Annotated in this window: 22 protein-coding genes; 15 read left to right on the forward strand and 7 right to left on the reverse strand. The window is 38.8% G+C overall.

Annotated elements, in window-relative coordinates; genetic code table 11:
• Both H5079_RS05960 and H5079_RS05965 read left to right on the forward strand, forming a co-directional pair.
• On the forward strand, nucleotides 1–222 hold the full coding sequence (locus tag H5079_RS05960) for a hypothetical protein (protein ID WP_011329898.1): 222 nt from the start codon (nucleotides 1–3) through the stop codon (nucleotides 220–222).
• A gap of 80 nt (nucleotides 223–302) precedes the next feature.
• Nucleotides 303–494: a DUF3185 family protein gene (locus H5079_RS05965; RefSeq protein ID WP_011329897.1), complete on the forward strand. Its 192-nt coding sequence runs from the start codon at nucleotides 303–305 to the stop codon at nucleotides 492–494.
• A 186-nt stretch (nucleotides 495–680) separates the two neighbouring features.
• Here H5079_RS05965 and ahpF read toward each other — a convergent pair whose 3' ends face one another.
• Together ahpF and ahpC are read right to left on the reverse strand one after the other, a co-directional pair.
• The gene (gene ahpF / locus H5079_RS05970; protein ID WP_011329896.1) at nucleotides 681–2,252 is read right to left on the reverse strand and encodes an alkyl hydroperoxide reductase subunit F; all 1,572 of its coding nucleotides are present in this window, start codon (nucleotides 2,250–2,252) and stop codon (nucleotides 681–683) included.
• Between the two features lie 150 nt (nucleotides 2,253–2,402).
• Complete coding sequence (gene ahpC, locus H5079_RS05975) at nucleotides 2,403–2,972, reverse strand: alkyl hydroperoxide reductase subunit C (protein WP_011329895.1); 570 nt, start codon at nucleotides 2,970–2,972, stop codon at nucleotides 2,403–2,405.
• A gap of 256 nt (nucleotides 2,973–3,228) precedes the next feature.
• Here ahpC and H5079_RS05980 point away from each other — a divergent pair, with 256 nt between their 5' ends.
• The 3 genes from H5079_RS05980 to H5079_RS05990 all read left to right on the forward strand — a co-directional run bounded on the left by H5079_RS05980 (nucleotide 3,229) and on the right by H5079_RS05990 (nucleotide 5,063).
• Nucleotides 3,229–3,648 carry a DUF3429 domain-containing protein gene (locus tag H5079_RS05980; RefSeq protein ID WP_011329894.1) on the forward strand — a complete coding sequence of 140 codons (420 nt, stop codon included), beginning with the start codon at nucleotides 3,229–3,231 and terminating at the stop codon, nucleotides 3,646–3,648.
• A 28-nt stretch (nucleotides 3,649–3,676) separates the two neighbouring features.
• Complete coding sequence (locus H5079_RS05985; protein ID WP_011329893.1) at nucleotides 3,677–4,081, forward strand: hypothetical protein; 405 nt, start codon at nucleotides 3,677–3,679, stop codon at nucleotides 4,079–4,081.
• 178 nt (nucleotides 4,082–4,259) lie between these two features.
• Nucleotides 4,260–5,063 carry a class I SAM-dependent methyltransferase gene (locus H5079_RS05990; RefSeq protein ID WP_182683687.1) on the forward strand — a complete coding sequence of 268 codons (804 nt, stop codon included), beginning with the start codon at nucleotides 4,260–4,262 and terminating at the stop codon, nucleotides 5,061–5,063.
• Between the two features lie 8 nt (nucleotides 5,064–5,071).
• On the opposite strand, the gene H5079_RS05995 is transcribed toward H5079_RS05990, so the two are convergent.
• Nucleotides 5,072–6,673, reverse strand: a complete 1,602-nt coding sequence (locus H5079_RS05995) for a GMC family oxidoreductase (protein ID WP_182683688.1) — start codon at nucleotides 6,671–6,673, stop codon at nucleotides 5,072–5,074.
• Nucleotides 6,674–6,777: 104 nt separating this feature from the next.
• Here H5079_RS05995 and H5079_RS06000 point away from each other — a divergent pair, with 104 nt between their 5' ends.
• The 6 genes from H5079_RS06000 to H5079_RS06025 all read left to right on the forward strand — a co-directional run bounded on the left by H5079_RS06000 (nucleotide 6,778) and on the right by H5079_RS06025 (nucleotide 15,785).
• Nucleotides 6,778–7,776: an AraC family transcriptional regulator gene (locus tag H5079_RS06000; protein WP_182683689.1), complete on the forward strand. Its 999-nt coding sequence runs from the start codon at nucleotides 6,778–6,780 to the stop codon at nucleotides 7,774–7,776.
• 323 nt (nucleotides 7,777–8,099) lie between these two features.
• Entirely contained in the window at nucleotides 8,100–8,423 is a 324-nt protein-coding gene (locus tag H5079_RS06005) for a hypothetical protein (protein WP_011329889.1), read from the forward strand.
• A 477-nt stretch (nucleotides 8,424–8,900) separates the two neighbouring features.
• Nucleotides 8,901–9,905, forward strand: coding sequence for a Gfo/Idh/MocA family protein (locus H5079_RS06010; protein ID WP_011329887.1), 1,005 nt, complete (start codon nucleotides 8,901–8,903; stop codon nucleotides 9,903–9,905).
• A gap of 244 nt (nucleotides 9,906–10,149) precedes the next feature.
• Nucleotides 10,150–11,010, forward strand: coding sequence for a DMT family transporter (locus tag H5079_RS06015; RefSeq protein ID WP_089369173.1), 861 nt, complete (start codon nucleotides 10,150–10,152; stop codon nucleotides 11,008–11,010).
• Between the two features lie 688 nt (nucleotides 11,011–11,698).
• Nucleotides 11,699–14,116, forward strand: a complete 2,418-nt coding sequence (locus tag H5079_RS06020; protein ID WP_182683690.1) for a TonB-dependent receptor — start codon at nucleotides 11,699–11,701, stop codon at nucleotides 14,114–14,116.
• Nucleotides 14,117–14,198: 82 nt separating this feature from the next.
• Nucleotides 14,199–15,785: a sulfotransferase family protein gene (locus H5079_RS06025; protein ID WP_182683691.1), complete on the forward strand. Its 1,587-nt coding sequence runs from the start codon at nucleotides 14,199–14,201 to the stop codon at nucleotides 15,783–15,785.
• A 163-nt stretch (nucleotides 15,786–15,948) separates the two neighbouring features.
• Here H5079_RS06025 and H5079_RS06030 read toward each other — a convergent pair whose 3' ends face one another.
• Both H5079_RS06030 and H5079_RS06035 read right to left on the reverse strand, forming a co-directional pair.
• Entirely contained in the window at nucleotides 15,949–16,806 is an 858-nt protein-coding gene (locus H5079_RS06030; RefSeq protein WP_041454909.1) for a PA4780 family RIO1-like protein kinase, read from the reverse strand.
• 357 nt (nucleotides 16,807–17,163) lie between these two features.
• Entirely contained in the window at nucleotides 17,164–19,143 is a 1,980-nt protein-coding gene (locus H5079_RS06035) for a ligand-gated channel protein (RefSeq protein ID WP_182683692.1), read from the reverse strand.
• A gap of 121 nt (nucleotides 19,144–19,264) precedes the next feature.
• Between H5079_RS06035 and H5079_RS06040 the strand changes: the two genes are divergently transcribed.
• Nucleotides 19,265–20,167: a LysR family transcriptional regulator gene (locus H5079_RS06040; protein ID WP_182683693.1), complete on the forward strand. Its 903-nt coding sequence runs from the start codon at nucleotides 19,265–19,267 to the stop codon at nucleotides 20,165–20,167.
• A gap of 214 nt (nucleotides 20,168–20,381) precedes the next feature.
• Nucleotides 20,382–22,622: an EAL domain-containing protein gene (locus H5079_RS06045; RefSeq protein ID WP_182683694.1), complete on the forward strand. Its 2,241-nt coding sequence runs from the start codon at nucleotides 20,382–20,384 to the stop codon at nucleotides 22,620–22,622.
• A 229-nt stretch (nucleotides 22,623–22,851) separates the two neighbouring features.
• Here H5079_RS06045 and H5079_RS06050 read toward each other — a convergent pair whose 3' ends face one another.
• Both H5079_RS06050 and H5079_RS06055 read right to left on the reverse strand, forming a co-directional pair.
• Entirely contained in the window at nucleotides 22,852–23,100 is a 249-nt protein-coding gene (locus H5079_RS06050; RefSeq protein WP_011329879.1) for a DUF4282 domain-containing protein, read from the reverse strand.
• Between the two features lie 160 nt (nucleotides 23,101–23,260).
• Entirely contained in the window at nucleotides 23,261–23,443 is a 183-nt protein-coding gene (locus H5079_RS06055) for a hypothetical protein (RefSeq protein ID WP_011329878.1), read from the reverse strand.
• 88 nt (nucleotides 23,444–23,531) lie between these two features.
• On the opposite strand from H5079_RS06055, the gene H5079_RS06060 reads away from it, so the two are divergent.
• Both H5079_RS06060 and H5079_RS06065 read left to right on the forward strand, forming a co-directional pair.
• Nucleotides 23,532–24,602: a CsgG/HfaB family protein gene (locus H5079_RS06060; protein WP_011329877.1), complete on the forward strand. Its 1,071-nt coding sequence runs from the start codon at nucleotides 23,532–23,534 to the stop codon at nucleotides 24,600–24,602.
• A gap of 42 nt (nucleotides 24,603–24,644) precedes the next feature.
• Entirely contained in the window at nucleotides 24,645–25,478 is an 834-nt protein-coding gene (locus H5079_RS06065) for a TonB-dependent receptor (protein ID WP_065813980.1), read from the forward strand.
• The last annotated feature ends 12 nt before the right edge of the window (nucleotides 25,479–25,490 follow it).

Here is a 25,490-nt window from a genome sequence, read left to right on the forward strand (position 1 = left end):
ATGAACGAAAAAATAAATCAAGAAGCACTCCACGCACTTAAAATAGCATTTACCTACATGCCTAAAGCAATCGAGGTGACTAAATACGAGTACGGCGAGCGTTATCAAACCGTACTTGATCATATTGAAGCCGTGCGCGAAACACTTCTCATAAACGATGTAGATCCTGAGGAAGTAGGCGGCGATATAAATCCAGAGTACACACCAAATTCAACCTATTAAATAATCATAAATTGCGTTAGCTTATTTACTATTATTTAACTAGTATATTTAACTAACACTCTAAAAAGTAAGGATCTATTATGAATAACAAAGTGATTGGTATCGTGCTTATTATTATTGGCGTTGCGTTGGCTATTTGGGGGTATGATGTTTATGAAGCAGCTGGCTCACAAGTTAGCCGCGCGCTAAGTGGCGACACGCCAATAGAAGCATGGGCCGGTATGATCGGTGGAGCTGTGTGTATAATAGTCGGCATTACCAGGGTTAAGTAACATACAGCTTATAAACGCTGCATGTTAAAAAAACAAAAATAATCAGTGTTTATTTAACCCCTAAATTAAATATTAAAAAAAGCCGCCTTTGGAGAAGGGCGGCTTGGGTGAACAAACAGCTATGGGTGTATTTTTGCTGTTATATCAAGAGACGTTTTTTAACTAACCTGATGCAGATTAACTAAATTAAGCTTGCTCTGTTTCATCGCTGTGGCGAATTAAGTAATCAAACGCACCTAAACTGGCTGTTGCACCACTGCCCATAGCAATTATTATTTGCTTAAATGGCGTATTGGTTGCATCCCCCGCACCATAAACGCCTGGGAGTGATGTTGCGCCTTTGGCATCAATTAAAATCTCACCAAATTTGCTCAGTTCAAGCTCGCTGTCTTTTAGCCATTCTGTATTTGGTATTAAACCAATTTGTACAAATATGCCCGCAAGAGTGAGTTGCTTACTGTCGCCACTTACGCGGTCGGTGTAAGTTAAACCGGTTACTTTTTTGCCATCGCCGAGTACTTCGGTTGTTTGTGCACTTTTAATAATAGTAATATTAGCCATACTGCTAGCTTTGCGAATAAGTACTTCGTCGGCACGTAATGTATCGGCAAATTCAAGTACCGTTACATGTTCTACAATATTGGCTAAATCAATCGCGGCTTCTATACCTGAATTACCGCCACCAATTACCGCAACCGGTTTGCCTTTAAATAAGGGCCCATCGCAATGTGGGCAATATGCCACACCGTGGCCACGATATTGTTGCTCGCCAGTCACGTTCATTTCGCGCCAGCGTGCGCCTGTTGCCAGTACCAGCGACTTGGCACTCAGTACCGCGCCGTTTTCTAGAGTAATTTCGTAACCATTATTATTGCGACTAAGCTTAGCTGCGCGTTGATTATGCATTACATCTACATCGTATTCTTTAACGTGCTCTTCTAGTTGTGCTACCAGTTTTGGCCCTTCGGTGGCTTTAATCGAAATAAAGTTTTCGATTGCTAAAGTATCGGCTACTTGTCCGCCAAATCTATCTGCAACAATACCGGTGTTTAACCCTTTTCGTGCTGAGTAAATAGCAGCCGATGCACCCGCAGGCCCACCACCAATAACTAACACGTCAAACTTTTCTTTTTTACTTAACGACTCAGCTTGGCGCTGTGCACCTTTGCTATCTACTTTATTGAGTATGTCGGTTAGGCTTAGTGCACCTTGGCTAAATGGTTCGCCATTTAAATAAACAGCCGGTACAGCTAAAATGTTGCGCTCTTCTACTTCGCCTTGAAATAACGCGCCATCTATCATGGTGGCTTTAATTTTATTATTAGTTGCTGCCATTGTATTTAGAGCCTGCACTACTTGTGGGCAGGTTTGACAACTTAAGCTTATATACACTTCAAAATTAAGCGCTTGGTCGAGCGACTTTATTTGTTCAATGTCCTCGGCTTTTGCTTTACTGGCATGTCCGCCAGTGTGCAATAGCGCTAACACTAAACTAGTGAATTCGTGGCCCATAGGTACACCCGCAAACGTAATGTGGGTGTTTTTAATAGGTGAATGTACAACCATTGACGGACGACGCGCGCTTGTGTCTGGGTTGTTTATTACCGTAAATTTATCGCTTAGTGAGGCTAAATCGTTTGCTAAGCTTGCTACTTCTGTTGATTTTTTGCTGTCGTCCAAGGCGATAAGCAGCTCAACAGGTTGAGTAAGCGATTCAAAATGGCTTTTTAATTGATTTTTTATGTTGTTATCTAACATGGCTTAACCCTTTTAGAAAATTTAAACAGCAAGCCTCCCATGCCAAATAATGCATGTGCTTAAACAAGTATATTGAAATAGGAGGCACCAACAAACGGATGTTTATTGATTTAAGGGCAGTTACCTGCCCTTACTTGGTAAATCGAGTACTTAGATTTTACCAACTAGGTCTAGTGAAGGTGCAAGTGTGTCTTCACCTGGCTGCCAAGATGCAGGGCAAACTTCACCGTCGTGCGTTGCAATGTATTGTGCAGCTTGTACTTTACGAACGAGTTCTTTAGCGCTACGGCCAATACCTAAATCGTGAGTTTCGATAATTTTAATTTCGCCTTCTGGGTTCATTACAAATGTTCCGCGAAGTGCTAAGCCTTCTTCTTCGATCATTACGCCAAAGCTACGTGTAATACGCCCTGTTGGGTCGCCAATCATAGGGTAAGTAATTTTACCTATTGTGTCTGACGTGTCGTGCCATGCTTTGTGAGTAAAATGAGTATCGGTAGATACTGAATAAACTTCTACGCCCATTTCTTGTAATTGTGCGTAATAATCTGCCATGTCGCCAAGTTCAGTTGGACATACAAAAGTGAAATCAGCTGGGTAAAAGAAGAAAATAGACCATTTACCAAGTACGTCTTTTTCAGATAATTCTACAAAGTCGCCGTTGTGGTAAGCGGTTGCATTGAATGGTTGTAATTTTGTGTTGATTAATGAAGTGCTCATGGTATTTCCTCATTTATGTTTAATGTATTTAAAAAGTAATCAACGCTATCGTTTTAAACGACCTTCTGCGTTGGCTTGATTAATACTATAAGACTAATGAAGATTTAAATAAAATTGATTGTTTAGATTGATTCAATCAGTTTTTAAGATGGTGGTTTGGCAAATTACTTTTATACGCAATTTTTTAAGGTAGCTATTAGTAATACTGTTACAATAGCCGCGCTAAATACTCACCATATAAACGAGGCGTGCTGTTATGGAAAAATTTATTAACCACATACAACTAGGCTACTTGGGCTTGCTCCCATTTTTAGGCTGTGTTGGTTGGCCACTAATGTTTGGCAGTAACAGTGTAAACTTAGAGTTTTTTACTTTTTACAGCATTGCTATTTTAGCCTTTATGGCGGGTAACTTATGGCGCGCTGGTGAGCAAAGTTACAGTAATGCTATAAAAGCAGTTATTGTAGTTATACCTGTACCGTTTTTATCATTTTTACCAGTTGAATGGGCGCTTGCATGGTTAGCGGTAAGCTTTTGGTTGGTGCTTATTTTTGAAAAAGCCTCACCGCAATGGCAAAGCTACCATAAAGATTATCAAAAAATGCGTTTTGTACTTACCTCTGTGGTGTTTGTATGCCATATATTTACTATTGGTATGAGCATTTACCCTAACTAATTTAAACTATTGCGCTTAAGGGCACACCATGATTGACCAATTGCGCCAGCAACTTAATACGCTTGGCGAAAACTACGTAGAAAAAAAAGCGGTATTTAAAATTAAAGTTATTCCATTTTTTTGTGCCATTAGTATAAAAAAAGATCATAAAAGTGAAGGCCGTCTGAGCTTTTATTCTAATCAACTCATTGAAATACTTATGGTGGTATTATTTGTTTTGTTTGGCTTATCTATTTACGACATAGACGCTGGCTTTACCCATGGCCCTATTCATATTATGTTCGCAATTTTAATTACCTTTAACCTTATACTTAAGCAAGTGGCCATTGAAGGGTTAAAAACACGTTTAGCCATGCTGCGTTTATATGAGCAACAAGCGCTAAATAATAACGCCGACGTTATCATTGCAAATAGCGATAAAAATACTAAATAACCTGATCTCAAGCAGCTATTTTCAGCGCTAACTGCGTTGAATTTACTTGCAATAGGCCAGCTATTGACGCGTAAATTCGCCTTGTTTTCACTGAAAACCTCTGGCTAGAGAAAATTAAATATAAATATGATTCAATACGTTAGTAAATCTCTTAACCAGAGTCCAGGTTAAATAACTTATGTACCTAAATCCCAAATGGAAAATACTCACTGTGGGCGATGGCGATTTATCGTTTTCTAACGCGCTGCATCAGCACCTAAAGCCGAGCTTATTGGTAGCCTCTACGTTTGATGACGCAGCCACTATTGAGCATAAATACCAAGACAATGCACTAAGCACTTTAAAAACCAATAAAGTAACCGTACTTAATAGCTTTGATGTTACAAAACCCCATTGCTGGCAAAACCTAAACGTTAACTTACATAGCTTTGATGTGGTTATTTTTCAATTTCCGCTTGTTCCTGCCTTTGTGGGCCGCGAAGCGTTTGAAAACAATACTCAACAAACCAGTATGAACGTATTTAATCGTGCTTTACTGCACCAATTTATAAAATACGCTAACGAGTATGCGCTTAACCCCAATGGCCCAATGCTGTGCTATATCACTTCAAAAGACGTAAAGCCTTATCGGGAGTGGAATATAGAAGGCAGTTTAAATGCACATTTAAACGCTGAGTATTTAGGGCAAATGCCGTTTGATATTAGCCGCTTTGCTGGTTATAAAATTCGCAATGTTGACCGTGATAAACACGTAAAAGACACCAGCGGTATTACCTATGTATTTAGCCCAAAACAGCATAGCGAGTTAAGCTGTCATCTTACTTTGCCGCATTATTTAACCCCAAATCACTGCCCACTTTGTCGTGTTGGCCCTTATATGGCAACCGAGGACGAAAACAAACACTTAAATGCCAAAAAGCATCAGCAAATGCTGCGCCTAGAACACGACTGGCAACAATGGCTTAATGCCTTTTATGCTTAACGCTTAATTTAAGGATTAGCCTGCTTAATTAAATCGGCCGCTTTTTCAGCAATAGCAATAACCGCAGCATTGGTGTTACCGGTTATTATGCTGGGCATAATTGAGGCGTCTACTACACGTAGCCCTTGTATAGCGTAAACTCGCAGCTCATTGTCAACCACTGCAAGTGGATCATTACCCATTTTACAGGTGCCTACTGGATGGTATTCGGTATCGGCCGTTTGACGAATAAATTCAATCAATTGCTCATCGTTATTTATATCAAGCGGGTAAACCATGTCACCACGAATGGCATCAAATGCACTGCTTTGCATTATTTGTAGTGTTTTTTTAAGGCCCTGTAACATCACTTTTATATCGTCGGGATGGCTTAAATAATTAGGATCGATTAGCGGCGTGCTGCGCGGATCACTATCGGCTAACTTAACAGCACCGCGGCTTTTAGGGCGCATAATACTACTATGAATACTGTAACCATGGCCGGTGTGTAATTTTCGGCTGTGATCATCCACTAAACCCAGCACAAACTCTAGCTGTACGTCTGGCGCAGGGGAGTCATCAAATAACTTAATAAATGCATGCGACTCTGCAAAGTTAGTAGTTAAGCACCCTTGGCGCTTACTAAACCAATCTATACAGCCTTTTAACACCCTAGCAGCCCCTGGGATACTCAAGCCAAACGTGCCTTTACTGGTTTTTGCTCTATACAAAGGCACCACTGTAAGGTGGTCGTGTAAGTTAGCCCCCACCCCTTCTAATGGTACTATCACCTTAATATTATGTGCGTGTAAATGCTTGCTGGGGCCAACTCCTGAAAGCATTAATAGTTGCGGCGAATTAATTGCCCCGGCACTGAGGATCACTTCGTTATTGGCGTATAAATTAACCACCTGTTTATTACGTTCAATTTGTACACCTTGCGCCATATTATTGTTTATTATTACTTTATTTACATGGCTATTGGTTAATACGGTTAAGTTTGCACGTTTTAAATGAGGAGTTAAGTACGCTTTAGCTGCGCTGCAACGCTCTCCATTATGTTGCGTAACCTGTGAAAGCCTAGCACCTTGCTGCTCGGTTGCATTTATATCGTTATTTAAACTCACCCCTTGCTCAACGCAGGCATTTAAAAAACATTGATTTACTGGGCTTGGCTCATTCAATTCTTGTACGTGAAGTGGCCCTTGTGTGCCATGTAACTCACTATTGGTAAATGTTTTATTGTTTTCGGCTTTTATAAAGTAGGGTAATAAACTGTCATAATCCCAGCCACTATTGCCATTGGCCGCCCACTGATCGTAATCGTATTTATTGCCTCTAATATACACCATGGCATTAATAGAGCTTGAGCCACCCAATACCTTACCTCGTGGCATAAAACCACAGCGATTATTCAGCTCTTTTTGCGCTACTGTATTGTAATGCCAGCTATTAATACCATAAGGCACACTTGCAGCAACCCCTGCAGGCATTTGTACAAAAGCAGTATTATCGCTAGAGCCTGCTTCAATTAAGCACACACTTACATTGGCATTTTCTGATAGCCGCGAGGCAATAACACACCCTGCACTGCCCGCGCCTACTACAATGTAGTCAAATGTTGTATTCATAGCATGCCTTTTATAATTTTCACAAATTGCCCATAACCATAATATTGCATAGATAAAAACATAAAAACTTGATATTTTTAGACACTCAACAGCAAAGGTTAACTATGAGCAGCTTAATAAGAGCCACGTCTTTACAAGGTATTGATACGCTAATTTTAGAATTTGGCGCAAATGTAACTGCCATTATGCAAGCGTGTAATATTAACGTTGATTTTACTCAGCTCGAAAACCAATATGTAAGCTATCGTTGCTATGCAGCATTATTAGAATACTGCGCACAACAATTTAATTGCCCCAGCTTTGGCTTAAAGCTCGCCAGCCGACAAAGTTTTGATATTTTGGGTTATATTTCTATTGCCGCTAAAAGCGGTACCTATTTAAGTGATGCACTCGATTGGGTGGTTAAATACTTACATTTGCACAGCCCTGCTCTTCGGCTTACGGCTCATCCATTAGAGGACGATAAAAGCTTATTTTTATCGTTCGAAATTAACCTCAACCCGCTACCTAACATTAACCAAGTTACCGAACTAACGATTGGCTTAGCAATGGGAGCGATTAAAAAGCTTAGTAATAACCAATGCAAACCTATCACGGTTTTTTTACCACAAAAGCTCACCACCAGTAAGTATGCTTATAACAGCTATTTTGACTGTAAAGTAATAGAGCACCGTAACAGCGCGGGTATTGTGATTGCGAAACAAGACTTAAGCATAGCACTTGAACAAGGGGAGCTGACAAACGTAGAGGCTGCACGAAACTTTTTAGCTAAAAATAGTCAATACAACAGCCCATTACCCATTCAAGTAAGCGCGTTAATGCGCCCCATGCTGCCTATTTATCAGTGCTCTAATCACACGATTGCTGCGGCGCTTAATATGCATCCACGTACTTTGCATCGCAAACTAGCTAAGCATAATACCAGCTTTGTAAAACTCAAAGATACCACGCGCCGTGCACTTGCACAGCACTACCTAACACAAGGGCAACTTACTATATCAACCATATCAGAATTATTGGGTTATCAAGAGCAAGCCACATTAAGCACCAGTGTTAAACGCTGGTTTGGCTGTTCTCCTCGCGTAATGCGCAGTAAAAAATGATCTGCTAATTCATTTTAGTTTCCCTTTATTTTCTCTATCCCTAATCTAATTTATTAGCACTAATTACAGATGATTTTATTTGTTTAAAAGCACTCTGAATTAACTTCTTCTAAGTTCAGTTTTTATCTATAAAAACAATTAGTTATTGATATTTATTATATTGCATTTATAATACAGATATTGTTATGCTATGGATGGCTAAAGCAGTAACTTATCAATACTCCTATCATATGCTGTCCATACATCAATACAGCCTCTAATATCAACATTCATCCTAATGTCGATTTAGTAGTATATTATCCATAATGTCATAAAGGACGACTATGAAACTTTATAAGTTCCCCTTAGCTGCAGGGCTTTTGTTTTCAGCACTTGCAAATGCTGGAGATCTACCATCTCCAATTAAAAATGTAGATGTTTATCATACTGACTCTAACTATCTCTCAATTCAAAATCTATCTATTGATACTGTTAAAATTGATATTTATGGTGAAATATTTACAGTGCTTCCAGCTTCTGGTGTTTCGTTTGAGTGTAACTCTTATTACAGCTTGGAATTATTATTTAAAAATAATGTTCATGATTTTTTTGAAGTTCCTTGTCAAAGCCGTGTCGTAATTAACGAACGTTACCAAAACAAATACTAACGGAGTATCAAAGTGAAAAAGTATATATTATTAGCACTTACATTAACTCTTGTTGGTTGTGGCTCAAATTCAGATGGGTCAAGTAAGTCAACTTACTCTTCTTGTAAGATAACTCAATCCAACGCAATACTTGCCTCAAATAGAGATAATGACTTAAAGCAATGCTGGAACGCCTCTGGTAACGGTTATGAAAGCCAAGGTGATGCACTACAATGGTGCGAAAAGACAGTGAATAACTACCTTTCTAATAAGTATCTAGTTACTCATAGTGTTACTTACGCTGTTGAATCAACATACTGTCCTAAATAGTTTGATTAGTTAAAAGGTTTTACCTACCTACTTTAATATGATGGTTTAACCTTTTTATTACTTTTTCCCTCTGTGGTTTTATACTTACTTTCTCTCCTCGCGATATGCACACTAAAAAATGATAAGCTTTACTTTTCCTCTACTTTTTATTGTTTTTTAGGAATATCCATGAATTTTGTTATTGTCGGTACTAATTTTATTAGCGATACCTTATTAAAAGCAGCCAACACCTTAATCGATTTTAATTTATATGGTGTGTGCTCGCGCGCAACAACGAGCGGCGAAGCCTTTTTAGCTAAACACCCAAAAAATACTCAAGCAAAAATTTTTACTTCAATAGAGCAAGTTTGCCAAGACGAGCACGTAGATGCCGTTTATATTGCCGCACCAAATAGCTTACATCAGTTATATGCAGTGCAATGCTTAGCAGCAGGTAAACATGTACTGGGAGAAAAACCAGCAGCGGCCAATAGTGCCGAACTAGCCGCTATTATAGCAACCGCTAAAAAGCATCAATGCTTATACATGGAAGCCATGATGACCACGCATTTACCCAACTTTGCACTGTTGCAACAGGCCATGCTAAAAATTGGTACGCCGCGTAAGTTTATTGGACAATATAGTCAATATTCGTCGCGCTACGATAAATATAAAAATGGCGAGCGCCCAAATACCTTTTTACCTCAATTTGCTAATGGTGCTTTGGTTGATTTAGGCATTTATCCACTGTATTTATTAATAGCACTGTGGGGCGCACCAAATAGTGTACACGCAAGTGGTGTACTCCTTGATACAGGTGTAGATGGCGCAGGCGATGTACTCTTAAATTATCACGATAAACAAGCGGTGATCAGCTACTCAAAAATATCGCAAGGCGATAATATTACCGAAATACAAGGCGAACTTGGCCGCATTCGGATTGAAGCAGTGTCGCAACTCAAAAAAGTAGAGTTTATTGCTAACAACGGTGAACGTGAACTACTTTCGCAGCCTTTTGACGAGCATTTTATGAAATATGAAGTTGATCATTTTATGCAAATGGTGACACAAAAAGCGCCGCAATCGGATATTAATACACACCAGCTTAGTGTTGATGTAATGCATGTACTTGATACCGCTCGCGCGCAATTAGGTGTTGTATACCCAAACGATAAAGCGTTTGAGACAAATTAAACCTTTGCTATAGTGCCTATTAGCCGCTTTATAATATGAGTGTTAGTTTAATAGCTAACACTCATACGTTTTTAACTACTTTTTAGCTTGTGAAGCAACGAGTTTAACAGTCGCAACAACATATGTTTTCTTTAACAATAACAAAGCGTAAGTTGCTTAATATGTTGTTTATCGAATAAGTTTACCTCGAGTATCAAAAACAGGTAGAATGCGCCAAATTTAATAGTGATATACAAGGAAAATAATGCATTCATCTACGAAAGAACTCTTACTCGCTGTTTTTTGTATATTGCTCGCTATGGTAACTATCCAATCTGGTGCGTCGCTTGCCAAGCAACTCTTCCCTATTGTAGGCCCTGAAGGGACTACTGCACTGCGTTTAGGTTTTTCTGCCACTATTTTATGCCTGATTTTTAAACCGTGGAAACACTTACCTGCCGCAGGCCAACGATTTCCTATTTTAATTTACGGCCTGAGCCTCGGCGGTATGAACATTTTGTTTTATTACGCCATAGAGCGTATTCCACTGGGTATTGGCGTTGCACTTGAATTTACCGGCCCATTAGCAGTTGCATTATTTTCATCGCGCCGTAAGCGTGATCTATTTTGGGTAGGCTGTGCTATTGCGGGCATTTTATTATTACTGCCTGATATGAAAGGCCAAGAAAGCCTAGATCCGGTTGGCGTTATATTGGCGCTTGCCGCTGGTGCATGTTGGGCAGGTTATATTCTTTTTGGTAAAAAAACCGGTAATCAAGGCTCTGGTGGTGCAACTGTGGCTATGGGTATGACTATTTCGGCCATTGTACTTGTGCCCTATGGCGGAATTTTGCAAGCCTCTTCATTCAGTTGGGATATTATTCCGTTAGGTATTGCTATTGCAGTACTCTCAAGCGCCCTGCCGTATACCCTAGAAATGATCACTTTGCGTAATATGTCGTCGCAAGGCTTTAGTATTATGATGAGTTTAGAGCCCGCAATTGCAGCATTAGCCGGATTACTCATATTAGGCGAACTATTGTCTATTTGGCAGTGGCTGGCAATATTACTGGTAATTATTGCCTCTGTTGGCAGTTCAACTTCAAAACCACAAAGCAGCAGTTAAACTATCCTCATTAAGCGATTAGGGCGTATTAACCTTAGGGATTAAAATTTGTTCAATTTAGAGGCAATTTAATCCCGGCGCGAAGTTTGTTATCTAATGGGCTCAATAACTGTCCCGGCTTTATTTTACTGGCTTACATCCATGCAGGAAAAGTTACTTCCCCCTAGATAGAAGCCTTCGGGCAGCACATATTTGGCATTTATGCGTCGTTATCGCCTGCTTCTGGGGAATAACCACATTACATAGGCTCTGCCTAGCCTAAAAAACAAACGCACTGCTGTAAATTCAACCTCAAAAGATAAATACGCCCTACCCCCTAGTGACTTTAATTTTTTAATGAAAACGGCCATATTTTTTGTCTCATTTCTGCTTGTTACTTTAACCCTCAGCTTGCATTTAAATGCATAACGGTTTTGCTCATCCGTGTAATGTCACTCGCTACTCACATCTTGTTATAAAATTTTACTACTGTTTAGCTTTTAACAACTAAGCAGCAAGAGCTTACTGAATGCTTTTTAAGCAAGTAATTGTTGCTAGTGGTTATTTATTAATCTAAATAAACTTGGGTATAATATTTATTCTATAAAAGTGAATTATAATTCATATTTTTATTCCCAGATGTATTCCACCCTGATAAACTAAAACCCTTACTTACTCATTATAACTAATTGCACTAGGATCACTTTTTATGTTTAAACCAAGCCTGTTAACCTTGGCTATTTCAAGCACACTTTCAAGTGTGGTTTTATTCTCTAATACCGCTTCAGCTCAAGAACAAGTGGTTACAAAAAACAAATCACTTGAAGTTATAGAGGTTACGGCAACACGACGCAGCGGCTCTGTACAAGCAGCACCACTTAATATAACCGCGCTTGACGCTGATGTAATGAAAGATCAAAACATTAGTGAACTTGCCGATGTAGCACGCTGGGTTCCTGGTTTAACAATTACTGACCAAGGTGGCCGCGAAGGCTCACCTATTATTGTACGTGGTTTAAATACTAACTCATCGGGTCCAGCGTCAGATGGCGGCACCGTAGCAACATATATTAATGAAATTCCGGTAAGCGTTGATATGCGCCTCGTTGATATTGAGCGCGTAGAAGTACTCATTGGGCCACAAGGTACATTATATGGCGCAGGTACATTAGGCGGCGCCATTCGTTACATGCTAAAAGCGCCAGAGCTTGATTATACCTCAGGCGAAATTTACGGTGATGTTTTTCAAACCCAAGAAAGTGACTCAGTAGGCGGTGAAGGCGGCTTTATTTTCAACTTACCAATTATTGAAGATACGCTTGCCATACGTACTAGCTTAAACCTATATAAAGATCCGGGTTTTGTAGATTACAATTATGTTGTTCGTGAGCCGGGAGTATCGCTTAGCGATCCTGATTGGAGCAATACTGATGCCGTTAACAACAACCTTAAACAAGTAAAAGATGCCAATGGCGAAACAACCACTACAGGGCGTATATCAGTTCGTTATAAAGCGAGTGAGTCTTTTGAAGGTACGCTTAACTATTTTTATCAAAAACAAGACAGCGAAGGTCGTTCAATTGTTCATAGCAACAGCTTAAATGCAAACAATGGCTTAAGCGATATAATTGGTAAGTACGAATCAGCGTATCGTTACGAAGAGCCACGCGTGAAAGAAGATCAATTACTTAGCCTAGAACTCAAAGCAGACTTAGGCTTTGCAGAGTTAGTATCGGCTACCGGTATATCAAGCTTTGAAGCTGAAGGTCAACGCGACCAAACAGATTTACTGATCCGTCTTGATTATGGCTACGAAGAATTTCCAGCATTTTCAACATTTACCCGCGAAATTGATGAAGTAGATACTTTTACCCAAGAGCTGCGTTTAGTATCACAAAGTGATAGCGATTTTAGTTGGATAGTAGGTGGTTTTTATAATAAAAAAGACACAGATGCATCAAGTAGAGAATTTACACCAGGTTTTGATCAGTTTGCGGTTGATAACTTTGGCGCAACTCAACTTAGACCTGATGCACTAGAGTACCTAGAAATAACGAGCAGCAAAGTAACAGAGTCGGCTCTTTTTGGTGAAGTGGGTTATCAAATAACCGACAAACTAGATATAACGCTTGGTGTGCGCTTTTACGAATACGATGTAAAGTCTAAAGCCGCTTTTGACTTTCCGTTAGCAAATACATTATATGATGGTGCTGGCCCTAACGATATCGCTATTAACTTTGAAGAGAATGCAGCAAGTGATAACGGTAATCTGTTAAAGTTTAACGCAAAGTATCAATTTAATGACACCGTAATGGGCTATGTAACGGTAAGTGAAGGCTTTAGAATTGGTGGTTCAAATGGCTTGGTTCCGTGCCCTGATCCACTTCCTGATGATCAACAAACAGGCTGTGGTAAACCAGATGAAATGCTATTTGATGCCGATATAACGACCAATTACGAGCTTGGCTTTAAAAGTACATGGTTTAGAAGTCAGTTACACTTTAACGCTGCACTCTTTAACGTAGATTGGGACAATGCGCAAATTACTGGGGCAACCGCAGTGGGGCAACTGCCTTACCTTTCAAACGCTGGCAGTGCTAACGCAAAAGGCATTGAAATTGCTACTCGCGCTATTTTATCAGACTCATTTAGCGCCTATGCAACATACGCTTACACTAAAGCGGAGCTAACATCAGATGCACCATTTTTATTTAACGCCGACGGTACTGATGGCGCTGCAGATGGCGATCGTTTACCTGGTTCACCAGAGCATCAGTTTTCATTAGGTATTAATTACCAAACTGACGTGTTTAACGACAAAACATTAGATATAAACTACGGCTTAACTGCGCAAAGCGACGTTATTTCAAAAGTTGGTTTACGTGATAGTGGTGAAGTACTACCAGGTTACAGCCTAAGTAATATTTCTGCTAAGTTAACAGCAGATGCGTGGTCAACTACATTATATGTTGATAATATGTTTAATAAATATGCTGTTACATCGGTGCGTCGCTCAGATGCCGATATTACAAGTGCTAATGGCGCAGAAATACAACGTAACTATGGACATTACATTAACCGCCCTCTTACGGTAGGCATTAAATTTAACTACAAGTTTGAAATATAATTTAAATTACATTTAAACTGTACTTAATCTATGTCATAAAGGCTCAAATTTATTTGAGCCTTTTTATTTATACGAGCTAACTATGCCCCCTAGCCTAAAACAGTTACATCAAAGCGCCATAAATTACTTAAATCAAGGTGATGTGCAACAAGCACATAAAACTTTAGTTGAACTTGTTACCCAAAAACCAGACTTTGCAGACGGCTATTTTTTACTAGCTATGGTAAACCTACAAGTGGGGCAAATTTACAAAGCCATTCAGCTGATTGAAAAAGCGCAAGGTTTGCAAGAAAATGTTGAATACACAGCGCAACTGGCAAAATGTTACGCACTTACAGGACAACTACAAAAAGCCAAAGCAACCGCATTAAGTGTTGCACTTAGCAAAATAACCAAAGCGCTGGATGCAGACACTTTAGGCGTTGCACTCACACAAGCGGGTTTACACGAACAAGCGATAAATTACTTTGAATACGCGTTAACACTGGCAAATAACAAACAAACTCCGCAAGCACAGTTCTTTTATAACTTTGGTGTTTGCGCTAAGTTTTTAGGCCTTTTTGAGCAAGCTCAAAATGCGTTTGAAAATGCTATTACTCTAAAACCATTACACCACCAAAGCCACTTTGCATTGAGCGATTTAACTAAGGCAAGTACGCAAACTAACCATATTGAACGCTTAAAAACGGTTGCTGAACAGGTTACTCACCCCGATGCAAAACTACATATTGGCCATGCTCTAGCAAAAGAATATCAAGATATTGGCGCATTTTCGGATGCCTTTTTAGCACTGCAACAAGGTAAAGCCGATAAACTTAAAAACAGCCCATTTGATAACGAGGGATCTGCGGCTTTATTTGCACATATTAAAAAATTAAGCCTTGAGCATAACGAGCCAAACGCCTCAGGTAACCCAAGCAACGAGCCTATTTTTGTTTTAGGTATGCCGCGCTCTGGCACCACCTTAGTAGAGCGTATTTTATCAAGCCACAGCGACGTGCAATCAGCAGGGGAGCTGCAAGACTTTGGCTTGTGTGTTAAAAAAATAAGCAAAACCACCTCGCCGCACGTGCTTGATAACCAAACCTTGAGTAGCGCCTATCAAATTAACTTTGAGCAACTTGGCACTCATTACTTAAATGCTACCCGTGTAGTTACAGGTAATAGTAAACACTTTATTGATAAACTCCCCTTTAACTTTTTTTATATTGATTTAATAACCAAAGCATTACCTAATGCAAAAATAATTTGCCTGCTGCGCGACCCAATGGACACCTGTATTGGTAACTATCGCCAACTATTTAGTATTAATAACCCTTATTACGCTTATTCGTTAGGTTTACTTGATACCGCTAAATTTTATAGCCGTTTTTATAAACTCATGCAGCATTTTCAAAGTTTGCATAAAAATACAATAAAATTAGTTCAGTACGAGGAGTTAGTAGCGCAGCCCGAAGTGCAAATTAAAGGTTTAGTTAAGTTTTGTGAGTTAGTGTGGCAACCGCAGTGTATTGATTTTCATTTAAATACAGCGCCGGTTTCTACCGCCAGTAAAGTGCAGGTTCGTCAACCGCTCAACAACAAAGCTATTGGCCGCTGGCGTGCATTTAAACCACATACAAATGAAATACAGCAGTACTTTAAAGCGCAGGGAATAGGAGTGAAATAACTGCTAAATTACTCAAGGTGAAAGGGAAAGCGTTAAAACAAAAAACATTTTGCTTTATACGGGCTCAGGCCGCGATTAAGTTAACCTTTGTTTTATTGAATTTAACTGCAACGGTTTGATGTCTAGCTACTAAACGCTAGACATCAGCTTAATTTAATTAAGTTTAAGCATCTTCGTCAACGTCTCGAATACGGTCTAAGCGCTCCAGCTCTTCTTCACGAGCGGCTTCAATTTCTTCAAGTATTGCATCAACATCTGCGGCTTCACTGTTATCTTCAAATTCACCTGTTAAAGTGGAGTTAGCCGTTAAGTTAGCCTCAGAAAACAATGCCCACATTTCTTTGGCGTATTGAGTTTGCAATAAAGCTGGGGCATATTCGCCGTAATAACGGCGCATATTATTAACATCGCGAGCAAACATTGCTTCGGCGCTATTATTCGCTGCAGCATTAACAGCTTGCGGTAAGTCAATAATTACCGGGCCTTTGCTGTCAACCAACACATTAAATTCTGATAAGTCGCCGTGGATGATACCCGCACACAACATTAATTTAATGTAATGCATCATTAAGCTATGCTGCCTAATCGCTTCTTCTTCACTAAGAGCTACATTACCTAACTGCGGTGCAACATCGCCGCTGTCATCGCACACAAGCTCCATTAGCAACACACCATCAATACAGCCGTAGGTGTCGGGTACACGTACACCGGCACTCGCTAAACGTGATAGCGCATCAACTTCGGCATTTTGCCAAATCTCTTCTTCTAATTGGCGACCATAACTTGAGCGTTTACCCATAGCACGCGCTTGGCGCCCACCACGAACTTTACGGCCTTCTTGATATTGTGCGGCTTTTTTAAAACTACGTTTACTGGCTTCTTTATAAACTTTAGCGCAGCGAATATGATCGCCACACTGCACTACAAAAACATCGGCTTCTTTACCGCTCATAAGCCTGCTGAGTACGTCATCAATTAAACCATCATCAACTAGCGGTTGTAGGCGTTTAGGAATTTTCACAGATTTTCTGCTAAATAAAAGGCGCTAATAACGTTTATTTTATTAACTTGGTTATGGTTGTCTAGGTGGTTCAAACGAGGTGTTACCTTTGCGGATTAAGTGCGATTATAGAGTAGTAGCAAGCAGTAATAACATTTAAGTGTAAACTAAGCAGCTACATATATGTGGCTAGAATAAGCGACTCAAGCGTAAAAGCCAACCGCATTTTATAATTTTTCAGCTTTTTTAAACAAACTTTAATACTGGCTGCATTTACTGCAATAAAATTGATGCCTAACTACAATAAATAATGGCTATTTAGTATATAGCCATTATTTATTTTTTAAAAAGAAGTCATTAAATAGCTAATTAAAGCACTTAAAACTGCCATGCTAAAGAAGCCCAATAACGACGTCCGTCTTCTACATAACCATACTCTACTTCGCTAATTTCTTTATCAAATAAGTTATAAACCCCCACGCCTAATTTAATGTTGTTACTTAATTGATAGTTTGCACCTAAATCTGCTGTGGTATAGCTTGGAGCAATTAAGCTACTTTGCGATGGCCCAGTTGTAGGTTGGCTTTCTTCCCCGCGATAGTGCATACGTGCCCATGCACTAAATGCATCGCTTAAAACCCAATTAACAGAGGTTTGCAGTAAGTGTGTTGGTAACTGATTTAATGGGCTTCCTGCATAAGTGCCCGTTTTTTGCTCCGATTCGGTGTAAGTATAATTAGCGCTTGCACTTACTTTACTGCTTAGTTTAAGCGATGCTGATAGCTCAAACCCTTGTGTTACTGCTTCATCAACATTTACGTAGGTTGTTGGGTCTGAACCAAATTCATTTGGACCGTCGGTGCATTGAGTTAATGGGCAAGCTATACGTGATATTTTATCGTCAAACTGATTATAGAAAACAGTGGCCGAGGTACTGAACTTTTCACCTTTATCGTAATAAACACCTACTTCATAATTTATTGATTTTTCAGGCGCCAAATTCGCATTACCATATATATTACCGCCGCGACTAACCTGCCCCCATTCTGGCGTAGTTGCTCGTAAACTAGGTGCTTTAAAACCGGTAGATATACCTCCTTTGACGGTTAAATTATCGCTCGCATTAAGCACACCATATAAACGTGGGCTAATATGGCCGCCAAAGTTACCATCATGGTCGTATCGAATACCGCCGGTTAATGCAAATAACTCGCTGGTTCGCCATTCATCTTCGCTAAATATAGACCATTGCTCGTTATCTATTTGCGATACATCACTTAATTTGTTGCTGGTATGATCGGTTAAATCTTCTTTTTTATAGGAAGCGCCCAATGTCGCATTATGCTCACTCGCAAGCGGAATACTCCACATCGTTTGTGCATCAGTATTTTTAATAAGCATTTCGCGTGATTTATTATTATATTCATCGTACTTTATATAGCTATTAGAACTACCAAAGTCATAATAACCATTATGGCTTACCGAGATGGTTTTTTGCTCGTATTGTGTAGTTGTTGATTCAGGACAACCACTGCGACCACACTCATCCCCTGGGGCAAGTGGCGCAATTGTTTTACCCACAGTCGCATCTAACGTTTGTTCAGCACGGCCAAGCTCTAATGTAACCTCGTGATTTTTATTAGGTGTTACTATAAACTTAGCTTTAAGATTATTTTGCTCTTTACCTCTAAAACCGGCGACTAGGTCATCTTCATCGCGTTTTGTAAATTGCCCGTATAGCTGTACTCCAAGTAGTTCATCAACTAATGAGCCCGCTGTAAAAAAGTTAGCTTGGTTAATGTTCCCAGACTCATTACTTTGTTGAATCGTACTATCTAAACGCACCTCGCCGTACCAGTGCTCAGGTGTTTTACGAGTAATTATATTGATTACCCCGCCTATCGCATCAGAGCCATATAAAGATGACATTGGACCGCGAATAACTTCTATACGTTCAATGGCCCCAATAGGCGGTGTCCATGCCCCCTCAACACCTGGACCGTCACTGTTTGGCCGTGTTTCGCGCGATGTTTGTCGTTGGCCATCTATTAATATTAATGTATAGCCATTAGCCATGCCGCGCAAACTAATATCTTTTCTGTCGCCACCGCCAGTCACTATAACGCCGGGCACGTCTGTCATAGCGTCGGTTAAATCACGGTAAAAACGACTCGCTAACTCTTCTCTATCAATCACACTAATAGATGCTGGTGCATTTTTAATTAGCTGCTCATACCCTGACGCAGTGACTACCATCACTTCCATGTCATCGTTTGTTTTATTTGCTTGCGCATAATTTGTAAAGGTAAATAAAATTGCGGCACTTAAAGGCAATAATTGTCGACTTGCGGTGTTCATATTTGTTTCCCGTGTTAGAATTGCTTAATTGATAATGATTAGCATTTGCGATATTAAGGGTAAGTGCATTGCCGAGCAATATAAGTATGCTAATAATTAAATTAAGGAAAACTTAATTACTATGAATATCAAGTTAACACGCTCGTTAACTATGTTTGTGCGCATAGTAGAAACAAACAGTATGAGCTTAGCTGCTAAACAATTAGGCATGACTACTTCTGCTGTAAGTCAGCAAATTAAAACATTAGAACAAGAGGTTGGGTTAAACTTATTCAATCGTAGTCCACGATCATTAAGCTTAACTGAAGCGGGTGATATTTATTATCAAAGCTGTAAAAAGCTGCTGCAAACAGCAGAGCAGACTAAACAAAAACTACAGTATTTAACCGGTATACCAAGTGGCAAACTTAAATTAGTTGCCCCTGTTGGCTTTGGCGCTGGGTTACTTTCTGAACCATTAAAACGCTTAATAGAGCTACACCCAAAATTAAACATAGAACTAATTTTGACAGATGAACCTGTTGATATGCTTAAAGAAGGAGCCGACTTAGCATTGTGTATTGGCCCACTTAACGACTCAAATTTAATAGCCCGAAAATTAGCCCAATGGCCTTATGCTCTTTGTGTTAATGCGACGCACCCTTTAGCAAAAAATGATCAATGTATTGAACAATTAAACCAGCACGCTCATATAGCTCACAGCCATTTAAACTATCAATTATTTAAGCCAAACAGCGCACCATACACACTTAATGCTCCGCGTATAAAAGTAAATAATATGCAATCAGTTATTCAATTAGTATGCGATGGATTAGGTTATGCAATGCTACCAGAGCCAGAAGTGCGCGAACGCATTAAAAACAAAGAGTTAAAGCAACTTCATAAAGACTGGCAACGTTCAAACTACACTGTGTATGCAGTAACGCCAAAACGAGATTTTATTGCTGCAAAGACTTATGCGTTACTCGATATTTTAAAAAAGCACTTCGCTGAAGTTACCTTAGGCACTAAGCACCACTTATAACAATGAGCATTGTTGTTATATATAACAAATGATAACAACCAGTTAAAAATAAAAACGAAAAGAGTTTAAATTTTATTCGACTCTAGTATTGAGTTAAATTAGATAATGTTTACAATATCAATAAGGTGCTGCTTAATTAATATAAAATAAATTTCTCGTTTTTATTAACGCTATGCGCTCAGACACATTAACTATTATTTAGGAACTTTTCTGAGTGACTCCAGCACAACATTTAGCATTATTTGCAGCCCAACAACAGATTATAGAGCAAATCGCATTGGGTGTAGATATACACCTGTGTCTGCATAATATCTGCGAGCAAATTGAAGCAATAATTGACTCTAAAAATGCTAAAAGCTCGATTTTAACTCTAGAGGGCAACCAACTTCGCCACGGTGCTGCGCCTAAACTTCCCCCTGAATATTGCCAAGCAATAGACGGTGTTACAATTGGAGATAATGTAGGCTCATGTGGCACTGCAGTGTACACAGAGCAACAAGTTATTGTTAGTAACATAGCTACTAGCCCACTTTGGGCTAATTATAAAACTATTGCATTAGCACATGGTTTGCAAGCGTGTTGGTCTACTCCTATTTTTTCCTCAGACAACAAAGTGCTCGGTAGTTTTGCCGTTTATTACACCCATCCAAACGCACCAACCGCATTAGATTTAAAGCTTATTGAACGCTTTACTCATTTATCGGGCCTAGCAATAGAAAAAGCGCGCTCTGTCGCAAGAGAAAAAGCACTTAGTTTAGAGCTACAACGTTCTAACGATAAATTAAAAGCATTTATTGAGGTGATCCCCGATTTAGGAATCATTTTTGATGAACAAGCGCGGTATATTGAAAGTTATGGTGCTAGCAACGAGTTGCAATGTAATAGCTTAAATAATGAGCAGCGCATAAGCTCGCTACCATTAGGTGATCCTAATAAAGTAATCTCTATCATTACTAAAACACTGAAAACAGAGCAAGTACAACTGTACGAGTACGAACTTAATTGTATGGGTAACCGACATATTTTTGAAGCTAGAACGTCAATTATTAATAACTACCTACTTGATGAGCCAAATAAAAAACATGTTTTATGGATGATACGCGACATTACCGAGCGTAAACTTGCTGAAGAGCAAGTTAAAAAGTTGGTGTTTTACGACCCATTAACCACATTGCCTAATCGCCGCATGCTAACTGACACGCTTGAATTGATGATCAGCGAATCTAAAAAGCAGCTTTTATTTGGCACTCTATTATTTTTAGATTTAAATGACTTTAAGCGCATTAATGATTCATTAGGCCATGTTATCGGTGACGAGGTTTTACTAGAAGTTGCTATGCGGTTAAAAACCGTTATTAAAAATGCAGGTATTATTGCGCGAATTGGTGGCGATGAATTTGTAATTTTACCTAAGCACCTAAGTAGTAATAAAAACAATGCACAAAGCCAGGCAATAGTGTGTGCCAACCAAATACTCGACTGCTTCAAAAACCCATTTAAAATAAACAACTGTAGTTATAAAATTACCGTCAGTATTGGCATTAGTTTTATTGAAGGCCCAGACACAACAAGCAACGATGTATTAAAGAGGGCCGATACAGCTATGTATAGCGCCAAAAAATTTGGCGGCCATCGTTTTGCGTTTTACGATCCGGCACTGCAACACGAATTAGACTTACGTTTACAATTAGAAAGCGACATTATAACTGCAATAAAAGAAAAGCAGTTTGTGGCTTACTTTCAGCCGCAACTTGATTGCCAAGGTAATATTATAGCCGCTGAGGCATTAATTCGCTGGATACACCCTATAAAAGGCATTATATCACCCTACTACTTTATTCCTGTTGCGGAACAATCTGGTCTGATTGATCAATTGCAAAGCACTGTATTGTTTGACGCCTGCATGTTAATTAAAACGCTAGAGCAAACACAGCTGCTTCATGATTCATTTTGTGTTGCTATTAATATTAGCGCCTGCCAATTTATAACACATTCCTTATACAACAATATTGTTAGTATTGTAGATGCGTTTGGTATATCTCCTACAAGATTTAAACTGGAGATAACCGAAAGCATTTTACTGGATGACATGGCTGAAAATATTGCACAAATGCAGCAGCTCAAAGCTAAAGGGTTTAGGTTTTCGATTGATGATTTTGGCACTGGTTATTCATCGTTAGCCTATATACACACTTACCCCGTTGATGAGCTAAAAATAGATAAAAGCTTTATTGATAAAATACATGAAGGTAATAGAGGGTCTGCCATTGTAAGTACTATAATCTCACTTGCGCACAACCTTGGCTTTAATGTTATTGCCGAAGGCGTTGAAACCGCAGAGCAAGCTAAAACACTCGCACAACTTAATATTACCGGTATGCAAGGCTATTATATGGCTTATCCTATGCCCGCAGCTGAGTTTATTTCTTGGTTAAAACAACAACTTAACAGTTAGTAACAGCAAAGAATAAGAAGCGCAGCGCCCCCCCTAACCTCTTTATAAATAATTTACTTAGAACTATGTTTGCAAATGCATTTTAGGCTTTTTGAACCTCAAAGTGGTTAAAGTGAACTACCCATCGACGCCACTTCGTGTCGAACAATGGGTTTTCTCGGAGTTTTTTGGATAAAATAACGTGTCTGGTTTTATTTCTAACTGAAACTTACTGTGACACGTTAAAGTTTTATTCTGATTTATTAGCTATTTTTTGTAAATTCTCGTGAATTTTGAATAAAACGATAAGTAGTTCACACCAAATTCTAGCGCCAATTACACCACCAACAATAATACCGAGCCCAGCCCAAAAACCACCACCGTACTGCACAAACATAGTGGTTACACCAGAAATTACAGCACCTAGTAACATTAACCAATATACAAAAGTAATGATTTTAGGTGTCAGCATAGATTCAAAGAAAAAAATATCTTTCATTTTTTAGTCCTTTTTAAAATAGTCAGTAAATTTTTATTTCACAAAAAATGAGCGCTTACTAGCCCTCATAGTTATTATCTAGCTAGCCTTAATAAAGCTAACTGGCTGTATATTTAATTAAAGCTAATTACGCTATTAAATTAAAAATTAGGTGTCGCAGTTACTTATTTAAATTATCGAGTTCTTTTTCTAAGTCTTTCATTGCTTTTTGCGCTTTGAACTCTTCGTAAAGCGCTTCGCGTGAACCGGGATCTAAACGTTTACCTGATTTAGCCACTAGGTTATTAAAGGTATCTTGTGTGTTATTAGTGCTAAAGAATAAGTAAAAAGCATGAAATTCCATAGGTTTTACTTATATTTAATTGACTCATTTAATAACAGCTGTTAAAAATAAGCAACAAATATGAATATAAACTTAATAGGGATATTTAATGAAAAAAGGAATTCAGTTTGCTGTAATTTCTAGCATTTTGTTATCTGGTTGTGCTTTAGATAGTAAAATTAACGGCATGATTGGTGGCTTAAATAATCTACTAACAACAGCAAAACTACCTGTAACCTACATGCGCCCAGCTAATCAAGATAACACCGATAAAATAAAACGTATTGCTGTTATTACCGATAGAAGCTCTTCAAATGCAGTGAACTTAATTGAAAGTAACCTTTCAGCTATTCGCGTTAATGACAAGCCATACTTTACTTTTGTTGATCAAGCAGCGCTTGATAAAGTAATTGCTCAACAGCGCTTTAATGAAGGTGACCTAACAAACTCAAATAATCGTACTCGATTAGGTAAACTTACTGGCGCAGACACTTTAGTAACCGCTCTGTATGGTTCTGATGTTGAAACATCAACCTATTACGAAGAGCGTAGTGAATGTGTTGAAAAAGGTGACAAATGGTATAAATGCAAACGCTCTCGTGATGTTAAAGTTCGATGCTCTGAAAAACTAGCTAAAGTAATACTAGAGCCAAAAGCAATATCTGTTGAATCTGGTGAAATCATTTTCACAAAACGATACAGCCAACAGGTAAGCAGTAAAGTTTGCGAAGGTGATGATCCTCACAATTCTGATAGTGCGCTATTAGGGCAAGCAGTTTCTCAGATATCAGAAGAACTAATTCAAGATGTTGCCCCGCATAGCGTTACAAAATTAGTTGAATTAATGGAATCGGATGATTCTGACATGTCCGACGATGCTGAAAAAATGCTGGATATGGGAATAGAGTTTGCTGAAAAAGATATGCCAGATAACGCCTGTAAGATGTTTAGTAGAGCTCAAAGTATTTATTCTGAATCACTAGCAATTAATTATAATAATGCTGTTTGTGCAGAAAGAGCAGCGGACCTAGAGCTAGCCCTTGCATATTATCAAAAATCTCATAATCTAACTATGGATGTTGATGAGCTAAAGTATATTATTGAAGGTGAGCAGCGTTTGTTAGATCGTAACAAACATAATGCTAAACTAGCTCAAAATAATAACCACAATCGTTTATAAAACAAACTTTGCCCAGCAAATGCTGGGCTATTTGGTTGAAACATGAATAAGAAATTACTTCTTTTTATATCTATGCTTTTATTTTCTTTCACAGTAGAGGCACAAACACACTCTAATTGCAGCTGTGCCCATTACTACCCAACACAAGCTCAAACCCCTGATTGGATAGGCATAGATAAAGTAACCGACACCCTCTATGTTAGCTCCGGCTCTTCTCAATGCTCTGGACTAAAGTCAATTGACGAACGCCGTTCTGCACTTGAAGCTCGAAAAGCACTCACAAAGCTTCTTAAAACTGAAATAGAAATTAAAGAGGAAAATAAACTCTTCTCTTCTAATTCCATAAGTAACTTACAGTTTAATTCTACAGCTAAAATAACAAGCGACCAGCTGCTAAAAAACGCTAAAATATTCGAACGATGGGTAGATAAAAATAACTGCGTGGTTTATGCAGGAGTAACAATAAACCATACAGATATACAAAAAGCGCAAGCACAAAAAAAGCAAGAGGCACAGTCAAAACTGTCCGCTAAGAATAACTGCATAAAAAGTACTGGCTCGCAAGCAGGTGAAGTTAAAAGCTTATTAACCGCTAAGTTTATTCAAAATGGCTTTAATATCACAGACTCAGCCTGCGACGTTTATTACCATGTAAAAAACTCAATTGTTAAGAGTAGTCAAAATAAAGTTTTTACTAGGTTACAGTTAGAAATAATTACTCACACTAACAAGCGTCTTTGGCAGGATCATTATCAAGGTAAAGGTATTAGCTTTTCTAAAAGATCAACGCAGCAATTACTACAAATCGCAAATGAAGACAGCATATCACTATTAATTGAAGATATTATTAAACTAAAAGATACTCCCGTTAATTAGCGCATATTTTAA

Source organism: Pseudoalteromonas sp. SG44-5 (genome assembly GCF_014164175.1).
GTDB classification, from domain to species: domain Bacteria; phylum Pseudomonadota; class Gammaproteobacteria; order Enterobacterales; family Alteromonadaceae; genus Pseudoalteromonas; species Pseudoalteromonas nigrifaciens.